Source organism: Arcobacter caeni (assembly GCF_003063245.1).
In the GTDB taxonomy this organism is placed as follows: domain Bacteria; phylum Campylobacterota; class Campylobacteria; order Campylobacterales; family Arcobacteraceae; genus Aliarcobacter; species Aliarcobacter caeni.
Genome location: NZ_MUXE01000017.1, coordinates 24,005 through 43,891, shown reverse-complemented (window position 1 = coordinate 43,891; position 19,887 = coordinate 24,005). Strand labels below are relative to the sequence as shown.

Annotated in this window: 20 protein-coding genes and 3 tRNA genes; 6 read left to right on the top strand and 17 right to left on the bottom strand. The window is 26.1% G+C overall.

Annotation, left to right across the window (positions count from 1 at the left end):
- Positions 1-701: 701 nt before the first annotated feature.
- On the top strand, positions 702-1,037 hold the full coding sequence (locus tag B0174_RS10440) for a DNA-binding protein (RefSeq protein ID WP_108560525.1): 336 nt from the start codon (positions 702-704) through the stop codon (positions 1,035-1,037).
- A gap of 22 nt (positions 1,038-1,059) precedes the next feature.
- Here the strand turns inward: B0174_RS10440 and B0174_RS10435 are convergent, their stop codons facing one another.
- Together B0174_RS10435 and B0174_RS10430 are read right to left on the bottom strand one after the other, a co-directional pair.
- The gene (locus B0174_RS10435; RefSeq protein WP_165790419.1) at positions 1,060-1,983 is read right to left on the bottom strand and encodes a retron St85 family RNA-directed DNA polymerase; all 924 of its coding nucleotides are present in this window, start codon (positions 1,981-1,983) and stop codon (positions 1,060-1,062) included.
- The gene (locus B0174_RS10430) at positions 1,980-2,906 is read right to left on the bottom strand and encodes a retron St85 family effector protein (RefSeq protein ID WP_108560518.1); all 927 of its coding nucleotides are present in this window, start codon (positions 2,904-2,906) and stop codon (positions 1,980-1,982) included. The genes B0174_RS10435 and B0174_RS10430 overlap by 4 nt, the downstream gene beginning before the upstream one ends.
- Before the next feature lie 263 nt (positions 2,907-3,169).
- On the opposite strand from B0174_RS10430, the gene B0174_RS10425 reads away from it, so the two are divergent.
- The 5 genes from B0174_RS10425 (at position 3,170) to B0174_RS10405 (ending at position 7,612) form a co-directional block, all read left to right on the top strand.
- Positions 3,170-4,405, top strand: coding sequence for a hypothetical protein (locus B0174_RS10425; protein WP_108560515.1), 1,236 nt, complete (start codon positions 3,170-3,172; stop codon positions 4,403-4,405).
- A gap of 166 nt (positions 4,406-4,571) precedes the next feature.
- Entirely contained in the window at positions 4,572-4,829 is a 258-nt protein-coding gene (locus tag B0174_RS10420; protein ID WP_108560512.1) for a hypothetical protein, read from the top strand.
- Between the two features lie 125 nt (positions 4,830-4,954).
- A complete protein-coding gene (locus tag B0174_RS10415; protein WP_108560509.1) occupies positions 4,955-6,298 on the top strand; it encodes a hypothetical protein in 1,344 nt (447 codons plus the stop codon).
- Complete coding sequence (locus B0174_RS10410; protein ID WP_108560506.1) at positions 6,295-6,618, top strand: helix-turn-helix domain-containing protein; 324 nt, start codon at positions 6,295-6,297, stop codon at positions 6,616-6,618. The genes B0174_RS10415 and B0174_RS10410 overlap by 4 nt, the downstream gene beginning before the upstream one ends.
- Positions 6,554-7,612 carry a tyrosine-type recombinase/integrase gene (locus B0174_RS10405; protein WP_108560502.1) on the top strand — a complete coding sequence of 353 codons (1,059 nt, stop codon included), beginning with the start codon at positions 6,554-6,556 and terminating at the stop codon, positions 7,610-7,612. Before B0174_RS10410 ends, B0174_RS10405 begins: the two co-directional genes overlap by 65 nt.
- Before the next feature lie 290 nt (positions 7,613-7,902).
- Here B0174_RS10405 and B0174_RS10400 read toward each other — a convergent pair.
- The 15 genes from B0174_RS10400 to B0174_RS10330 all read right to left on the bottom strand — a co-directional run bounded on the left by B0174_RS10400 (position 7,903) and on the right by B0174_RS10330 (position 19,887).
- Positions 7,903-7,977: transfer RNA gene (locus B0174_RS10400), tRNA-Asn, on the bottom strand.
- 43 nt (positions 7,978-8,020) lie between these two features.
- Positions 8,021-8,095 (bottom strand) — tRNA-Asn (locus tag B0174_RS10395).
- A 32-nt stretch (positions 8,096-8,127) separates the two neighbouring features.
- A tRNA-Asn gene (locus B0174_RS10390) sits at positions 8,128-8,202 on the bottom strand.
- 66 nt (positions 8,203-8,268) lie between these two features.
- A complete protein-coding gene (locus B0174_RS10385) occupies positions 8,269-9,192 on the bottom strand; it encodes a radical SAM protein (protein WP_108560499.1) in 924 nt (307 codons plus the stop codon).
- A 52-nt stretch (positions 9,193-9,244) separates the two neighbouring features.
- Positions 9,245-10,282, bottom strand: coding sequence for a uroporphyrinogen decarboxylase (gene hemE, locus B0174_RS10380; protein WP_108560495.1), 1,038 nt, complete (start codon positions 10,280-10,282; stop codon positions 9,245-9,247).
- 11 nt (positions 10,283-10,293) lie between these two features.
- Complete coding sequence (locus tag B0174_RS10375) at positions 10,294-10,806, bottom strand: YqhA family protein (protein WP_108560491.1); 513 nt, start codon at positions 10,804-10,806, stop codon at positions 10,294-10,296.
- A gap of 1 nt (position 10,807) precedes the next feature.
- Positions 10,808-11,845, bottom strand: coding sequence for an aspartate-semialdehyde dehydrogenase (locus B0174_RS10370; RefSeq protein ID WP_108560488.1), 1,038 nt, complete (start codon positions 11,843-11,845; stop codon positions 10,808-10,810).
- Between the two features lie 4 nt (positions 11,846-11,849).
- Positions 11,850-14,444 (bottom strand): DNA gyrase subunit A, encoded by a 2,595-nt coding sequence (gene gyrA, locus B0174_RS10365; protein WP_108560485.1) that lies wholly within the window; start codon positions 14,442-14,444, stop codon positions 11,850-11,852.
- Positions 14,445-14,591: 147 nt separating this feature from the next.
- Positions 14,592-14,807 (bottom strand): YdcH family protein, encoded by a 216-nt coding sequence (locus B0174_RS10360; protein WP_108560482.1) that lies wholly within the window; start codon positions 14,805-14,807, stop codon positions 14,592-14,594.
- 72 nt (positions 14,808-14,879) lie between these two features.
- Positions 14,880-16,070 (bottom strand): bifunctional glutamate N-acetyltransferase/amino-acid acetyltransferase ArgJ, encoded by a 1,191-nt coding sequence (argJ, locus tag B0174_RS10355; protein ID WP_108560479.1) that lies wholly within the window; start codon positions 16,068-16,070, stop codon positions 14,880-14,882.
- A gap of 4 nt (positions 16,071-16,074) precedes the next feature.
- Positions 16,075-17,202, bottom strand: a complete 1,128-nt coding sequence (locus tag B0174_RS10350; protein ID WP_108560476.1) for a potassium channel family protein — start codon at positions 17,200-17,202, stop codon at positions 16,075-16,077.
- A gap of 22 nt (positions 17,203-17,224) precedes the next feature.
- Positions 17,225-17,413, bottom strand: coding sequence for a 50S ribosomal protein L28 (rpmB, locus tag B0174_RS10345; protein WP_108560473.1), 189 nt, complete (start codon positions 17,411-17,413; stop codon positions 17,225-17,227).
- Between the two features lie 62 nt (positions 17,414-17,475).
- On the bottom strand, positions 17,476-18,345 hold the full coding sequence (locus tag B0174_RS10340) for a glycosyltransferase (RefSeq protein ID WP_108560470.1): 870 nt from the start codon (positions 18,343-18,345) through the stop codon (positions 17,476-17,478).
- Complete coding sequence (locus B0174_RS10335) at positions 18,338-19,105, bottom strand: glycosyltransferase family 2 protein (protein ID WP_108560467.1); 768 nt, start codon at positions 19,103-19,105, stop codon at positions 18,338-18,340. Before B0174_RS10335 ends, B0174_RS10340 begins: the two co-directional genes overlap by 8 nt.
- Positions 19,102-19,887, bottom strand: a complete 786-nt coding sequence (locus B0174_RS10330) for a polysaccharide deacetylase family protein (RefSeq protein ID WP_108560464.1) — start codon at positions 19,885-19,887, stop codon at positions 19,102-19,104. Before B0174_RS10330 ends, B0174_RS10335 begins: the two co-directional genes overlap by 4 nt.

The window sequence follows — 19,887 nt, the reverse complement described above, 5'->3', positions numbered from 1 at the left end:
TAACATTTATTCTTATTTTACATCTGTAATAAACAACAGATTATTCTACAAGAATTCTATATTCGGTTTATAAAGATTACTTTATAAATTGTTTATAATTATTTTTAAAGATCATCCAGCTTCAATTACAACGCTTCTATCATTCTTTCGTTTGATGCGCTTCAGTCAATTTGGACGGGAATTATAATAGGTTTCCTTCCCTTTGTCAATAGCTTTTGGCTTAAATTTGGCTTAAATTTTTGGATTTGTCGATTCATTATCTTTTTGCTTTGTTTTTATTGGCTTTATTGCCTTTTTACTTGCCTTCGGAGGATTTTGATACTTTTAACTACTTTTAGAATTTGAGGCTTATTTATGGGCTTAAAAAGAAGTATAATAGAAATTGAAGAATAAAAATTAAAATAAAGATAGATAGATTTAGAAAATGATAATTTGATTTAATAAAGTGGCTCCGGCACCAGGAATTAATTAAATAAAAACAAAAAACTAAGAACAACTATTTTATCGGACATCGTAACTCTATCACTACATAATTTTTTAATATTTCTATTCATATTTGGGCACAATTTGGGCACAAAAGTAAATCTATATTATTTTCATATTTTCTAAATAGTAAAATTAGGTACTATATATCTATTACAGCAAAAAGAATATAAAACTCCTTGTTTTAATACTTTTAACAAATTAAAAAAGGATAACTTATGCAAATAAATTTTGAACATTTAGAATTATTACCTAAGATATATGAAAAACTCCAACAAATAGAAAATCATCTTGAAAACAACTATTCCAAAAGATGGTTAAATATAAGAGAACTTGCAGAATATATTGGTTATTCAAAAGAATCTATCCATAAAATAAAGACAAATGAATGGATTGAAGGTTATCATTATCATAAAAAAATTGGTAAGATAATTTTTGATAGTCATGCAATAGATAAATGGATTTTAGGAGAAGATACTAAATCAAAAATTCAAAAAATAAACATTAATGAAATAGTTGATTCAATATTAAAAGAGATTAAAATAGAAAAATAATTTTTTAGTAAATTTCAAATTTTCATATAACTATATTTTTTAATTCTTGTATTTCTTTTATTATTACTGGATTATATTTTTTTATCAAATTATTTAGAAAACTTTCTTCAACAGACTTAACAAAAGAAAGATAGCCTTTTAAATAAATTAGTTCCTCTGACGTAATTGTTTTTTTTATATATTTAAAAATTAGACTTTTCAGATACTTCTTTTTTTCTCTACCAATTGATATTTCATTGTCAGTTGTCAACACAAGTCCTGTAACACAACGTTTACGCTTTTTGGATGTATAAATATTTTTATCTTCATTTATCTGTAATTTTATTTTATAATTCAGTAGAAAAGTTTTTATATAAGGAATGATATTTTGCAATAAATTAGGGATATTTGATGAAAAATATAAATCATCCGCATATCTTGAATATTTAATTTTTTTTGAAAAATTATTCATTTCACAATCAAAATCATATAGTAAAGCATTACTTATAATAGGAGAAGTTGGAGCTCCTATTGTTAATTTATTACTTTTACAAACAATATTATTTATTAATGTTATATCATCTTTAGATAGTTCAAAATCAAATAAACTTAGATTTTTTTCTAGAAGTTCACGAATATTTTTACTTGTAAGAGATGGAAAAAAATCTTTAAAATCTATTCTTAATAAAAATCTATTATTTTTATGTTGTTCTGCCAAGTTTTTAATCGAAATTCTTTTTTTATATGAGAAAACTGATTCATGAATTGGTAACTTAGAAAAAATTAATTTAGATAATATTCTTTGATACTTTTTTAATTCTTTTGAAGGATGATTAATCGTTCGTAATCCGCCTTTTCTCTTTTTTATTGAATATGTTTTATATTTTCTTGAGGCATCTAACGAAAATAAATATAATTTGAAAAAATCAATATCATCTTCTTTTTTCAACAACTCATTAAATTTCAAAATAAACCCCTACTTTTTTTTACTAACATTGAAATTTTCAGTTTCTTTTTATATTCATTATCCGTAAAATCTTCAAACAAAAACAAATTATAATTTTCATCAGAAACAATAAAAAAATGTTTAGTATCAATTTCTTCCCTTTTTATAAGACCTGAAACAACTAATAACGATACCATAGACATTATATATCTATCAAAATTTATTACTTTTATTTTTTTTTCTTTAAAAATAAATCTTAATACGACTGTTAATTCACCGACAGAAAGATAAGGAATAATTTTTATTGTTTCATATATTAAAGATAATTTAACTATTTCTTTCTCAAAACTTGTAAAAGATTCAAAAACATCACTATTATATTCGTCAAAATCTTTATATCCATGTATTACTTTTTTTAAATATTTTTCAAATTCTTCTATTTCTCTATCAACGGAAAAATAGAAAGGACTAATTTGTCTTTCTTCATGAACTAATTTAATTAATTCATTTATATAAGATTCTTCATGATCGTACTTTGAATTATTCATAACTAAAATTTTTTCTCTTGTTTTTTCATCGGCAGAAAAAAAACCTAATTCAGCAAAAGAACCAGGACTTTCAGGAAATAATAAAATTGAATAAGCATTATTAATAGCTTCTAATTCTAAATTTGCTAATTTAATCTTTTTTGCACTAATTGTTTTGTGAGTTTTTGAAAAATTTACAATATCTTTATATAAACTTTCTATAGTAATGAAATTAAATGGTGTTAAATTGTTAGTTTCTACATAATTTAAAAATTTATTTCTAGTATAGCCATCTTCAGCACCACCAAAAACAAAAATTACATCTAAATGCTTTCTATAAGATTTTATTTTTTTAAATATGGAATCAATCTCATTATAGTATTCAAGAAGAATTTTATTTGGAATATATTCTGTCATAATATCATTTTTATTAAAATCTCAATATGCTCTTACTTTCAATATGCAGATAATTATATAAATTGTCTGATATGGCTATAGCAGACAATTTATATAATTATCTGCATTTATGTATAGCAATTTTTTACAGCTTGGGAAATCCCCCAGCATAAGCTTAAAAAACTTTTTTTAGTTTCAAGCCAAACTAAGAGCATATTTGAATCATTATACTATTAAAAATCTAAAATAATAATAATTAAGATAATCATCTATATAATTGTCTAATGAAAAGATTATCAAAACAACAATACATAAATAAAAAAATTAATCTAAAAAATTTTGTAATGTTAGAGCAATTAAATACATTACAATACACAATTATTCCAAAGCTTTTTAATGGTTTTTCAGATAAATATAAGAAATTTTGGGAAACTAAAATTAATAATATCCTACCAAAAAATAATCTAAATTTTAAAAGTGAAAATGATTATTTAGAAACAAATAATTTAAAAAAAAATGATGTAACAACAAATAGTATTTTACATTTTTTACCAAATCTGGAGAAAGAGGAATTAAGTTATCTAACAGAACAATTTTCAATTTTCTCTGTAAACAATAAAATAAAAATATTTACCAAAGAAAATAAAATAACTCCAATTTATATTGAAATTATTGAAGTATTAACCTATATAAATAGAATAGAAGATTTACTTAAAAAATATCCTAAAAATTATGGTAATCATCATGGAACTAAATTTAGAAGTAGTTCATATAAAAAACTATTAGAAACTCAATTAAATATTTTAGAAAATAGACTTGACGGAACATTTTTTACACTTACAAGTGAAGATGAAATTATTAAAACAAAAATGCAAATCAAATTTATAAAATATTCTTTAAAAGACGATTTTAAAAACTTGCCTGAATGGATGAATTTTACAAATATTTATTTAGGTTTTGATAATTCAAGTTTTCAAATGACAGATATTGAAAAAGAAACATTTACTCAATTATGTTCTTTTTTTAATGGCATAAGAACATCTAAAGAAGAGATTTTGAATAGTGTAATGATGTACACTAGAGTTCAATCTAAAATAAAAAAAGAAGATATTCAATATCATAAAAAATTATCTCAATCAATTATAAATATATTAAGATTCTTTTTCCAAAAAACAATTAAAGAAATTGAAAAAACTAAAAAGAAAAAAACTGTTACCTATAATGAGGATAATATTTTAAAAGATTTTTATATTAAAACATATATTAATGAACTGCCAGTTTATTCTTACATATATAAAAATTCAAATAATTTTTTTAGTGAATTACTTGAATTAAGTATCAATTCAATTTTAGGGCTACAAACAATTTTTGATGAAGATAAAAATAAAGAAAATAAAATCTCAAATATACAAATAGCAAGAAATATTATAAGCTTTAGAAAAGAAATTAATTTAACTAAAAAAGAGTTTGAATTACTTTTATCCTTTATTGAAAAGTCTCAAATTCAACAAATTAACTAAGAGTTTTTTTTACTCCTAGTTAATAAATACTTTTTTTAACTTATCCATTAAAATTCCAACAGATTAATCAAAACAAAGTCATATAAATTTATATAACAGTAAAGACGTTTACTAAAACATTCTATTTTAATAAATAAAAATAGAAAAAATATGAAAAGGATTTATCATGTTTACATTAACAGGAACGCTATTAAACATAATAGAAAAAAGCAAATATAAAAAAGACAACATTGAAGTTGATACTAAATCAAAGCTTCAAATTCTTGTTGAAACAGCAAGAGCAAATGGAGCAAAAGTAAAAGAGCTTCATACAATCTCAATTCCAGATGAAAAGATAAATATGTACAAAGACAAACTAGGAAAAGAGGTTTCAATAGAAGTAGGAATTCTCTCAAAAGAAAAAGTAAATTTCTATGGTGTCTAAGAAAAAATACTTTTAGTAGGCACGGATGAAAGTTTTTTTCTTATGACAACAAAAGATAAAAAATAAAAAAAGTGATTCGGGGTATTTAGTAATACCCCGTACTAAAACACTCAAAAGGAGAAAAGATGAGTGAAATAAAAAAAACATTTGGTATTGATTCACTTTATTTCTTCTTTGAAACCAATGAAAACTATGATGATTTATTTTTAGAAATTCTTGACCAATTAGAAGATTTAAAAGCTAAGTTTGAAAAAAGAGAAATAGAGTTTGAAAACAGAGATTTAATAATATCTATAAATGAAATTCAATTATCTTATCTTGGAAAACAAGAGGGCTTTTATTGGTTTAAAGATTCAAATGAATTTTTTAGAATTGGATTTAAAGATAGATATAAAAATAGAGGACTAAATGATATTAGAGTACAGCTTCAAGGAAATGGTATTTATACTGTTGGCATTAATTCTATTGTTGAATTACTCAAAGATTTAGTTAAAGGGTGTATAAGTGATTATATGCCAGTTACAAGAGCAGATTTAAACTGCTTTGTTCAATATGATTTATCTTTTATAAAAAAAGATATGTTTAGCACTAGAAAAAGAAAATATTCCACTATTAATGAAATAGGAGATGCAAATTCAACACAAACAATTTATGTTGGAAAAGAGCCTTTTAAATTAAGACTTTATAATAAATCACTAGAACTAAAAAAATCTAAAAAGTTTGAAGTTATGAATGAATATTTTTTGAATAATGGCTTTGATTTGGAACAAACAATTTTTAATATTGAGTTCCAAATGAATAGAGGTCATTTAAAACAATTTAATATAAATACAATAGATGATTTATTTGCAAATGCTAAAAGTTTGTTTCAAAGTGCAATGGATGATATTAGATTACTTGATATTCAATCAGTTTCAAATGAAAGATTGATAAATAATAAATATCAAGCAGAAACTCATCCTTTGTGGGAAGAAATAAAACAAGAATATGATTTAAAAGATTTTTTACAATCAGCTTTGCCCTTAGGTAGATTAAAAAGAAAAATATCAATTTATGATGAAAATAAGTTTGAATTTGAATATATATCACTTTTAAGAAAAGCATATATAAATAATTTAACTTTGGATATTGATTTTTTAAATGAACTATATTTTAAAGCAAAAGAATCTCTTAAAAAAACAACCACTCAAAAAGAGATGAAAAAAGATTATATAGAAGTTATTGTTATAGATGAAAAAACAAATTTAAAAGAGAATTTTAGATTGTTAAATAGTGGTGAGTTAATTAAACCTCTAAGAACTGAAACAGTTGCAAATTTATCTGATTATGAACTTATGGTTTACCTTGATAAAACGAGCGAAAAACAACATTTAAGTACTAGAGATAATCTTATTTATACTGTTGCTTTTAATGAAGCTAAAAAAAGAAATTTACTTCTTGATATCAGTTCAAGTGAGGCACTAAAATGATTGATATGGAAAATATAAATCTAATTAAATCAATAGCCCAAGACATAGAAACAATAAAAAAATCTTTATCTTCAATCCAAGTAAAAAGATGGTTAAATACAAATGAGATTGCAAAATATTTAGGATATTCAAAAGATAGAATATACAAATTAAAAGAAGATGCTTTTATTGAAAATTTACATTTTTATAAAAAAACTGGTAAGATTCTGTTCGATAGAGTTGCGATTGATGATTGGGTAGTTGGAAAGGAAAACAATGACCTTATTCAGTCGAAACGACACATTGTGGATAACATTTTATCATCAATCAAAAAGATATAAACGTAGTTTAGATTTAATTGATACAAGGACAAATAGAAAGTTAGCACAACAAAAATTAATACCTGAAATTCAGTATAAATTGAATTCAGGTGAGTTCTTTAAAAATGAAATAAAAATACCTATTGTTGATGAATTTGTTCAAAAATCATTTAAAATACATAAATCAAGAAGAAAACCATCAACTCATTTAGATTACTATAATGGATACTTTAATCATATTCAAGAAAAGTTTGGGAAGAAATATTTAAATGAAATTAAACCATCAGATATTGAACTATGGCAAAACTCTTTATTAGAAAAAGGTTTAAGTCCTAGAAGAATAAAAACGCTAAGAACTATATTTACAACAATGTACTCTGATGCAATAAAAGATGGTGTTGTAAATGTTAGCCCCTTAACTATGGTTAGAGTTCCTAAAGCACAAAAAGTAGAAATTAAACCTTTTTCATTAGATGAAATAAAACTATTAATATCTAATGCCGAAGGACAAATAAAAAACTTTTTGGCACTTGCTTTTTTCAGTGGTATGAGAAGTGGAGAAATGATTGGTCTTAGATGGAGTGATATTAATTTTGAAAAGAATGAAATATCAATAACAAGAGCTATAAAAATGGGAGAAATCTCAACTCCTAAAACTGAAAATAGTATGAGAGTTATTGATATTATAAGTTATCTACACCCTTATCTAAAAAACCAATTTCAAGTTACTGGAAATAAAAAGAGCTATGTATTTTTAAATGATAAAGATGAACATTTTTATGATATTAAAAGAATAAGAGAAACCCATTGGAGAAAACTTCTAAAAAATTGTGGTTTTGAATATAGACCTATATATCATACGAGACATACTTTTGCAACTATTATGATAGAACATAATGAAGATATTCTTTGGGTTTCAAATATGCTCGGTCATACAGACTCAACAATGACACTTTCTAAATATGCTAGATACATAAAAAGAGAGAATGTAAAAAGAGCTCAATTTCTATTATAAAAATTTCAAAATGGGCACAGCTAATGGGCACACACAGATAATCAATTTTTTAACTACAAGCACCTATATAATCGGATATTTCTAGCATTACTCAAATCACAAAAAATGATTATTTTGAACTGTTTTGGGCACAAGTTAAAACACCTATTTTTAAAAGTAAATATGCTTATATTAAATATTTTCATTGAACTGTAGGAATATTATAAAGAAAAGATGATTTTGGGCACAATTTGGGCACATTAAGGATAAATTAATTCTATAAAGTTGATTTTATGGGATTTTCTTTGAAGTGGCTCCGGCACCAGGATTCGAACCTGGGACCAAATGATTAACAGTCATCTACTCTACCGCTGAGCTATGCCGGAACTTGAAAGTTTTTTTGTTTTAAGAATTTTAATAATTTATAAATGGCTCCGGCACCAGGATTCGAACCTGGGACCAAATGATTAACAGTCATCTACTCTACCGCTGAGCTATGCCGGAATCTATAAATTTAAACATTAAAAAGGAAGTTATGGCTCCGGCACCAGGATTCGAACCTGGGACCAAATGATTAACAGTCATCTACTCTACCGCTGAGCTATGCCGGATTTTGACTTCATCTTTAATGGGTTGGAATTATAGTAAAAAAAGACTTAATTGTCAAGTATAAATATTTATTTACATAAACATTTATAAAAATCAACCCCACTACTATTTATAATCGAAACTATTTTATTTTTTATTAAATTTTCTAAAATCTTTTTTGATTGATCATCAAACATATTTTCTACATCTTCTTTTGTTAATGGTCTTCTTTTTAACATTGTAATTATTTCATCTTTAGAAAAAAATTGTATAGATTTTGGTCTATTTTTATGAACAATATTTATATTTAAATTCCTAAATTTTTCTGCAATATTTTCTAAAAATTCATAAGATACAGGTTTTACATTATATGCTGGTGGTCTATCTATAGTTCCTATATCTATTCTTTTTGGATTTATTTGTAGTATAGATTTATATAATAATGATATTTCATCTTCTTTATCATTTAAATCTTTAACAAATAAAACTTCTAAAACTAAATCATTTTTTGTTTGCTTTGAGAATGCACACATTGCAGGAACAATTTTTTCTATTTCTACACTACTATTTGTTCTATCTAGTTTTTTAAAACATTTTTCACTTATACAATCTAAAGATAATTTAACAGTATCAATTTTTAAAAGTGTGTTAAAAATATTTTTTTTATATATTGTACTTCCATTTGATAAAATAAGTGTTTTAATATTTCCTTTTATCTTATCTATCTCTTCAACTAATTCATCTAATTTTGGATATAAAGTTGGTTCACCATTTGCAGTTAAAGTAATCACATCTATTTTTGAATGTTTTTCAAGGTTTTCTTTAATTGCACTAATTATTTCAGAAACGCTTGGACTTTCATCCATTTTATCAACTGTTTTAGCACCTTCGAGTTCACAATATAAACAATCAAAATTACACTGTTTTTTTCCTGGTGATAAATCAACACCTAAAGATATACCAAATCTTCTTGAGGGGATTGGTCCAAAAATAATAGAATTTGAATACGACATGATTTTTCTTTCGATAGTTTAAGTAGGAAAGATCCTACTTAATTTTGTTAGATTATTTTTTACTCACTCTTTGACACTCTTTTACAAAGTGAATAGCATTTTCAACAGGAACATCAGGAAGAATTCCATGACCTAAGTTAAAAATATGTCCCGCACCTTGCATTATCTTTTGAATTCCCTCTACACATTGTGTAGTTGCTTCTTTTGAGTATAATCTACAAGGTTCCATATTTCCTTGAAGTACATATTTACTTCCAAGTTTTTCTTTAGCCATTGCCATTGGAGTTCCCCAATCTACACCAAATACATCAAAGTTTCCATAAACTAAACCTCTTTCAATAAATGCAGCAACACCTTTTGGAAACATAATTATAGGAATATGTGGATATTTTTCTTTTAAATAATCTGCAATTTCAACCATATATTTCCATGAGAATTCATCATATTTTGATGGCTCAATTGCAGCCGCCCATGAATCAAAAATTTGAACAACATCAATTCCTGATTCAATTTGTTTTTCCATATAAAACTTTACAACTTCGGTTACTTTTCTTAAAATCTTATGTAGAAGTTCAGGTTCTGAATACATCATTTTTTTACAAAGATTATAAGTTTTTGTTCCTTGCCCTTCAATCATATAAGTAGCTAATGTCCAAGGAGCACCTGTAAATCCGATAAGTGCTTTATCTTCTGGTAACTGCTGTTTTAAAAGTTTTATTGTTTCATAAACATAAGTTAATTTATTAGCAGCAATTTCACCACCGATTAATGCGTCAATATCTGCTTCATTTACAATTGGATCTTTAAAAATAGGACCTTCACCTTTTATAAAATCTAAGTGCATTCCCATTTCATTTGGTATAACTAAAATATCTGAAAATAAAATTGCTGCATCAACACCTACAATATCAAGAGGTTGTATTGTTACTTCAGCAGCAAGGGCTGGATTATGACAAAGATTTAAAAAGTTTCCAGCTTGGGCTCTTACTTTCATATATTCAGGAAGGTATCTTCCCGCTTGTCTCATCATCCATACAGGTGTATATGGAGTTGGTTTTCTAAAACATGCATCAACAAAAATTTTTGACATTTTTTACCTTTTTAATGTTTTCCAACTTTTCCTAAAAAGAAAAGTCCTACAGATAATATTCCAATTGATAAAGCAAAATAAAGCATTTGTAGTGCTCCATCATAACTTGTATGCAATACCTTTTGAAAAAAACTTACAATTAATACCATCACAATAACTTTTGCAATTTTATCTTTTAATTGATCTAATGAATGAATTGCTAAAATATTATTTCCAGCTGAACTATTATCGGCTGCATCAATTTTTGAAATAAATAATTCATAAATACCAAATGCAAAAATCAACATTACTACTGCAATTAAATATAAATCAACTGCACCAATAATTTTACTCACTATCTCTTCATGAAAATTTTCTGGATGCAATCCATTCCAGTAAACATCTAATGTATAAGATAAAACATTAAAAATATCTATTGAAGCAACTACAAAAAGTATTCCTGCACCAATAAGTCCAAAAATAACCGGAAGTAAAACAAAAAGTCTTGCTTTCCACATAGCATTTTCAAATATCGTTTCTAACATTTTAGATATCGTTTTCTAAATCTGCCCATTTAAGAGCGATTCTAACTGCATTTGTAGCAGCTCCAACTCTTACTTGGTCAGCTACATTAAAATAGTGAATCATATTTGAAGCATAAATATCTTTTCTAATTCTTCCAACATAAGTAATATCTGTATCAGTTGCAATAATTGGCATTGGATATTTTTTATTTGCTAAATCATCAATAACTTCTACATTTTCAAAGTTATTTAATACATCTTTTACTTTTTCTAAATCTACATCTACACCATCATTAAATGTTACAGTAATTGACTCACTATGTGATCTTAGAACTGGAACTCTTACACAAGTTGCTGCTATTTGCATCTCTTTGTGCATGATTTTCTGAGTCTCTTTTATCATTTTCATTTCTTCTTTTGTAAATCCATTATCAGTTGCAACATCAATTTGAGGAATTACATTAAGTGCAATTTGATGAGGAAAAGCTTTCACTTCTGCTTCATCTAATTTGAAATTAAAAAAAGCTTGCATTTGTTTTACAAGTTCTTCCATTCCAGTTTTACCAGCACCAGAAACAGCTTGATAAGTTGAAACATCTATCCTTTTGATTCCATATAATTCATCAAGTGGTTTCAACGACATAACCATTTGAATTGTTGAACAATTTGGATTTGCAATAATTCCTGATTCTCTCCATAATTTAATATCTTCTGGATTTACTTCAGGAACTACTAAAGGAACTTTTGGATCCATTCTAAAATGACTTGTATTGTCAATTACAACAGCTCCAGCTTCAACTGCAAATTTTGCAAATTTTTCAGAAACCGAACCTCCTGCACTAAAAAATGCAATTTCAATATCATTTTCTTCAAAACAAGTTTCAGTTAATTCTAAAACTGTAATCTCTTTATTTTTATATTCAATTTTTGAACCAGCACTTCTTGAACTAGCTAATGGTATTAATTTATTAATTGGAAAATCATAATCAGCTAAAACTCTAAATAATTCTTCTCCAACAGCCCCAGTAGCTCCTACAACTGCAACATTAAACTTTCTCATCTTTCTACTCTTCCTCTTCTTCTAAATTATCTTCTTTAATTTCCATAGTATCTAATAATGTTGCTACTTTATTTATATCAACTTCTACAGGTATTGATTCTAAAATTTCACCATCTTCTGTATATCTTATGATATTTCCATTTTCATCTAGTTCTATTTCTTCATCTTCTTTTGGACATTTTGCAATTGACACAACTTTATCATTTTTATCAACATTTACAATAATAACACCAGCTGTATTTCTTCCAGCTTTTCTAATTGATTGCATATCAACTCTAATCATTTTTCCAATTGAAGTTAATAACATTAAATCTTGAGTATCATCAACTAATACTTCACCAATAACATTACCTGTTTTTGGAGACAATTTCATTGATATAACTCCAGAACCTGCTCTATTTGTAAGTCTATATTCACTTACAGTTGTTCTTTTCCCGATACCTTTTTCAGATACAGTTAAAAGTTCTTGTTCTTCATTACTTACAACATCAGCATCAACAACAAAGTCAATATCATGTTTGAATTTAATTCCTCTAACACCTCTTGTGCTTCTACCTTGATCTCTTGTTTTTTCGATTTCAAATCTAATACATTGTCCCATACTTGTGAAAATCATTAAGTATTGAGTTTCAACATCTGCAATTTTTGCAGTTACGATTTCATCTAAATCATCAAGAACAATTGCTCTTACACCATTTGATCTGATATTTGAGAATTCGCTTAATGAAGTTCTTTTAATAACACCATTTCTTGTAAAGAATACTAATGATTTTGATTCATCAAAATCAGGTGTTGGAATAATTTCCATAATTTTTTCATCAGGTCTTAAATTAATTAAGTTAACAACCGCTTTACCTTTTGCAGTTCTACTACCTTCTGGAATTTTGTAAACTTTCAACCAGTATAATTGTCCCATATTTGTAACAAACATTAAAGTATCATGAGTATTACTTACAAAGAATTTCTCAATGAAGTCATCATCATGAGTAGTCACGGCAACTTTACCTTTTCCACCTCGTCTTTGTTTTTCATAAGATTTAATTGGAACTCTTTTTACATAACCATTATGAGTAATTGTAACTACCATTGGTTCATTTGGAATTAAATCTTCAATATCAATTTCATCGTAAGAGTCTTCAATATCTGTTCTTCTATCACTTGAGAATCTTTCTTGAATATCAGTTAATTCTTCTCTTATAATTTCATTTAATTTTTCTTCTGATTTTAGAATTGATTCTAATTCAGCAATTAAAATCATTAATTCTTGATATTCAGCTTCTAATTTATCTCTTTGAAGACCTGTTAATCTTCCTAATCTCATATCAAGGATAGCTTGTGATTGAATTGGACTTAAACCAAATCGATTTTGTAAACTATCTTTTGCTTCTTGATCATTTGCACTAGCTCGTATAATTTTTACAACTTCATCAATATTATCTAAAGCAATTTTTAAACCCTCTAATATATGAGCTCTAGCTTTTGCTTTTTCTAAATCAAAAATTGTTCTTCTAATAATTACAGTTTTTCTGTGTGATAAGAAAACATTTAATAACTGAGGTAATGTAAATACTTTTGGTTCTTTGTTGTAAACAGCTAAAAGAATAATTCCAAATGTAGTTTCCATTGGAGTTGATTTGTATAAATTGTTTAAAACAATTTCACTCATTGCATCTTTTTTAAGCTCAATTACAACTCTAATACCTTCTCTATCAGATTCATCTCTAACTTCTGAAATACCATCAATTTGTTTATCTTTTGCAAGGTTTGCAATAAGTTCAATAAGTCTTGATTTATTTACTTGATATGGTAATTCGTCAAGAACTATAATCTCTTTTTTACCTCTTGTTTCAATATGATGTTTAGCTCTTATTCTTACTCTTCCACGACCTGTATTATAAGCATCAATAATTCCTCGTCTTCCAAAGATTGTTCCACCTGTTGGGAAATCTGGACCTTGAATAAATTGCATTAATTCATCAGCTGTAACATCTGGATTATCAATCGTATATAAAACAGCATTTAATAATTCATTGATGTTATGAGGAGGAATTTTTGTAGCCATACCAACAGCAATTCCTTCACTTCCATTTAAAAGTAAAGTTGGAACTCTTGTTGGAAGAACAGATGGTTCTTTCATCGTATCATCATAATTTGGAGTAAAGTTTACAGTATCTTTATCCAAATCTCGCAATACTTCTTCCGCTATTTTAGTCATTCTAGCTTCCGTATATCTCATAGCAGCCGCACTATCACCATCAATAGAACCGAAGTTTCCTTGACCATCAACAAGTGGTGCTCGCATAGAGAAAGTTTGTGCCATTCTAACTAATGCATCATAAACAGAAGTATCTCCATGTGGATGGTATTTACCAATAACATCTCCAACAATTCTTGCTGATTTTTTATAAGCAGATTTTGAAGTAATATTCAAATCATGCATCGCAAATAAAATTCTTCTGTGAACAGGTTTTAAACCATCTTTTGCATCTGGTAATGCCCGACCTATAATAACACTCATAGAGTAATCTAAATATGAAGCTTTTACTGAGTCTTCAATATTTATATCTATAATATCTTGATTTTCGAAAAGGTTTTCCATAAAAAAAGGCCTTTGTAGTATAAAATTGGTTTATTATATCTAAAATGCGCTTAGCATAAGTTGTAATAAAATTTATTAAAATATAAATATAAAAAAAGGGGATAAAAGCCTAAACTTTTATCCCCTTTTTTTTAACTAATTAAAAAATTAATTTTCACTTTTGTATTTAACAAGTATTGAATAAATTTCATCTTTTAATTTTAATTTTTCTTTTTTACTAGCTTCAATTTGAAACTGATCAGCATGAGATTCTTCTAGTTTTGCAATAACATCATCTAACTCATTATGTTTTTCAAAAAGTTTATGGAAGTGTCCATCTTTTTGTTTTAATTCTGTAATTACATCTCTGTATTCGTGAAACATTTTGCATCCTATGTGTTTAATTTTTTTGCATTATACTATCTAACTACTTAATTTTTTGTAAAAAATAATTTATTAACTTCTATAATCTGCATTTATCTCTACATATTTATAACCTAAATCACAACCATAAGCTGTAAACCTACCCTCACCTAAGCCAATATCACAAATAATTTTATATTTATCTTTCTTTAAAACATCCCCTGCTCGTGCTTCAGTAGCTGCATCAAAACAAATTTCACCTTTATTAAAAACAACTACATCATTATAAGAAATAACTAATTTTTCATCATCACAATCGATTCTTGAAGCACCAATAGTTGAAGCAATTCTTCCAAAATTTGGATCTTCTCCAAAAAGTGCTGTTTTCACTAAAAGTGAGTTTGATAATGCTTTTGCAGCAATCATTGCTTGTTCATTTGAAACTGCATTTATTACTTCAAATGCTGCAACTTTTTTTGCACCCTCACCATCAGCCACCATTAACATAGCCATATCAAACATCACAAGTCTTAAAACTTCTGCAAAGGCTTCTTTATTATAAGCATTTGAATTTCCATTTGATAAAACCATAACTGTGTCATTTGTTGAAGTATCTCCATCAACTGATATTGCATTAAAAGTTGTTTCACTATTTGTTTTTAAAGCTTCCATAATATCAGCATAAGGAACAGCTGCATCTGTACAAATAAAACATAACATTGTTGCAAGATTTGGGTTTATCATCCCAGCACCTTTTGCGACAGCTCCTATTTTAAAAGAAGTTCCATCTTCAAGTTTTACTTCATACATACAAGATTTTGCATATGCATCTGTTGTCATAATTGCACGACTTAAATTCTCACCATTTTTAGAAGTTAAATCAAAAGATTTTGCACCTGCAACTATTTTTTCAATAGGAAGTGGATTTCCAATAACACCTGTTGAGCTCATAATTGGATTTACCAATTTTAAAGAGCCAAAATCCAATTGAGAAAACAGAGTATTAATGTTTTCAATACCTTTTCTTCCTGTTAGTGCATTTGCATTTTTAGAATTTATTAAAACAAAATTTGTTTTAAAATTTTCTTCATATTGCAAAAAATGTTTTAAAGGTGCAGCTTGAAATCTATTTTCTGTAAAAATTGCTCCAACAGTACAAGGTTTATCGCTATAAATAAACCCTAAATCAAGCTTTGAATTTGATTTAAGTCCAGCATGAATTCCATCACAATAAAATCCATCTATTTGGTCAATATAGCCTTTGATTGGTAAAATAGTAAACATAATCTTATACATCCTCTGGTTTATTAGTTAAATTTATAATTTTTTTAGCTCTTACAATACCTTTTTGAGAACCTACTAACAATAATTTGCAATTTGCATTTATTGGTGTTGCACCTTTTGGCATTTGAATGAACTTTCCTTTATCTTCCGTGATTCCAATGATAGAAACTTTTAATCTGTCTCTTAAATGTAAATCTTTTATCTCTTTATTTACTACCCAAGAATTTTCATTTACGAAAACTTCTTCCATATCTATTGGAGTATCTCTTTTATATAAAAATTCATCAAGAACATTTTCCATATCGGGTCTAATTGCCATGGCACTTACTCTTTTTGCCATAAGAGATGGAGTTGCTACAACTTTATCAGCTCCAAGTTTTTTAAGCCTTATTTTTTCATTTTGAGTTTCTGCATTTGAAATAATTAAAAAGGGATTTCTTCCTAACTCTTTTTCATAAAGTCTAACAGATGCTATTAAAGTAATATTATCTGAAATATTTTTTGATAAAGAAATAGCGCCTTTTGCTGAACTTAAATGTGATTTTAGAAAAGCAATTTCTTTATAAGGTTCTTCTTTTACAAAATAAGGATAGTTATTCTCTTTTGCAATTTGCTCTATTTGGTCACTTGGATCAACAACAACAAAAGGAATATGATTTTCTCTAAATTGTCTTGCTAATTGAGCTGTATATTCGTTGTGATAACAAATCACAAAATGTCTTCTTAATCTTGCTATTTTATAAAGCATTTTTCTTTCCTTTAATAATTCTCGTAAAGGTCCATTAGCTATAACATCAATTACAATACCCACTGCAAAAATAAGACTTGCAAATCCTGATAACATCAAACATACTGTAAAAACTATTGTTTCATTTCTAAAATTTGATTCATTTAATGCACCAAATCCTGTATTAGTTAAAGTATATGCTGATTGAAATATTGCATGCATAATAGAATAATCTTCAAGATAAACATATCCTAAAGTTCCTATCATCATAACAATCTGAATCAATATTAAGGGAAGCCTTAAAGGTTTGAGTTGAGAATAAATTAAGGGATTTAAATCGTATTGAGGTTTGGCTGTTCTTATTTCCCAGCCAATAGCCTTTTTTACTTTAGTAAAGATGCTCATGAAAGCACTTTTCTAGAGCCTTTTATGAGTGTTTTTTAAGAGTTCTTAACTCTTTTGCAGAAACTTTTAATTTAGTTGTAGTTCCATCATCTAATGTAACTCTAACTGTTCTAATGTTTGGTAAAAATCTTCTTTTAGTTCTGTTTTTTGCGTGACTTACGTTATTACCAGACATAGGTCCTTTTCCAGATATTGCGCATCTTCTTGCCATTTTGTATTCCTTCTATAGTGAAAAATATTTGCGTATTCTATCTTAATTTTCTTAAGTTCTATTTAAATATTCTTAATTAAATTGTTTATTTTCTCTAAATTACTTTGAAGAGTAAATTCTAAAGCTAGTTTTCGATTTTGTTTCTTAATCATTTTTAAATCATTTTCATTTGACAAAATAGCATCTATTTTGAAAGCGATACTTTGATCTGTTGGAGAATCCATAGAAGCAAAAACATCAACTATTTCTTTGGCATCATTATCTAAACTTACGAAAACTACACATTTACAATACATTGCTTTTATTATATTTGTTGAAAATGATTTATTATAAGTTGGCAATAAAAATATATCAGAAGCTAAAAATAAATCGTCCATATTAGAATAATTTTCTAGTAAAATTATTCTATCTTGAAGATTAGAATACTTAGAAATTTGAAAATTTAAATTTGCCATTTGTTTTTTCTCTCCAGCAATTATAATTTTAAAATCATTATAAGTAATAGAAGAACAAATATCTAAAAATTCTTTTACACCTGATGATTTAAAGTTTTTTGCAGTAAATAAAATAAGTTTTGTGTCTAAATTTACTTGTAATTCTTCACAAAGTTTTGCTTTTATCTCTTTTGGTTTTTTATATTCGATATTTATACTTGGATAAATTACTTTTATTTTTTCTTGAGAAATTTTAGTTTTTTCAATAATTTCATCCATTAAAGCAAATGAATTTGTAATAGTTATTTTTGAATTTTTAATATTTTTGATAGATTTTTCATCTAAAATACCTATATGAAAATATACATCTGCATACTTTTCTTTACTAAATAAAGAAGCTAGTAAATTGTTCTTTTTTAAAACTTTTATATTTTCTTGTTTTTTTAATTCTTCAATTAACAAACTTGTTGATTTGTATGAGATTGTTATTTTATTCATTATTATCTTTCTTTATACTCTTTTGATTATTTAATTCATATAATTTTGCTTCTTTTAAAAATGCATAAAAAGAGTTATTTATAGCTGCTATAAATCCTCTTGTTCCATTGAAAAAGCCTCTTTTAATAAAAAATGATTTAAAAAAAGATAGAGGGAAAACAAAAATTAATTTTAATAATAAAGCTTTTTTATTTTTCTCAAATTTTTCTTGCGCTCGTAATGAAGAATACTCATTTATCTTAGTTAAATGAGTTCTTAAATTTAATGTTCCATAATCATAAATAAAACCTTTAGCTTTTTCTATTTTACCTTTTATTACTATTGATTCATGAACTAATTTTTCAGGATAAAATCCGACACTTTTTCTAAAAAATCTAATTCTTCTGTTGAATTTTGACTTTTCACTATTAAACTTTCCAAGATATAAACTAGAAATTTTTATATTTAATCCATCAATTTTATTTTTATCAATTACATCAATAATTTCTTTTTTCAAATCATCTGTTAATTGTTCGTCTGCATCAAGATTTAAAACCCATTCATTTGAACATAAATTCTTTGCATACTCTTTTTGATTTGCAAATCCTTTCCAATCTTGATGAAAAACTTTATTTGTATATGTTTTTGCAATTTCTAAAGTATTATCAATACTTCCACTATCAACAATCACAATCTCATCAAAATCTTTTACACTTTCTAAAACTCTTTGAATATGTTTTTCTTCATTCTTGCAAATAATATAAACAGATGCTTTTATCATAATTTATTCCTAATTCTACTAACTTTTAATAAAAAATCTACGAAACTTTCTGTTCCTAAAATCCCAATTCTTTTTATTATAAAAGGATCATCATTTTGTTGATATAAACCTCTTTTTACTACCGTTGCATTTTCATATTGAGCTTTTTTTACAGCTTGAATAATTTTATCATCAAATTTTCCATAAGGATAAGCAAATGCTTCACACACTTTTTTAGTAATATTTTCAATCTCTTCTTTTGACTCTTTAAGTTCAATAAATAATTGTTCATCATTTATCGTTGATAAATTTACATGAGATAAAGTATGAGAACCAAATTCCATTAAACCTGAGTTTTGCATTTCTAAAATTTGTTCAACAGTCAATAGCTTTGATAAAACTGATGTATTTTTTTCTTCCCAATGATTTGTTTTTTGATTTGGAACTAAATAAATTGTAGCTTTAAAATTGTAGTTTTTTAAAATTGGAAACGCATTTATAAAATTATCTTCATATCCATCATCAAAAGTAACTACAAATGATTTTTTAGGAATTTTATCAAGTTTTACAAGTTCTGAAATAGTAAATGAATTCCATTTATTATCATAAAACCATTTCATCTGCTTGTTAAAATCTTTTGGTTTTACTCTCCATTTATTATGTTTCTCTTTTCCAATATGCTCACAAATACTATGGTACATCAAAACTCTCGCTTTTTTATAGCTTTGAGGAATTCTCCACCAGTTGTATCTTAAAGAAAAAACAACAACTAAAATACATATAATTAATATTAAAATATTCAA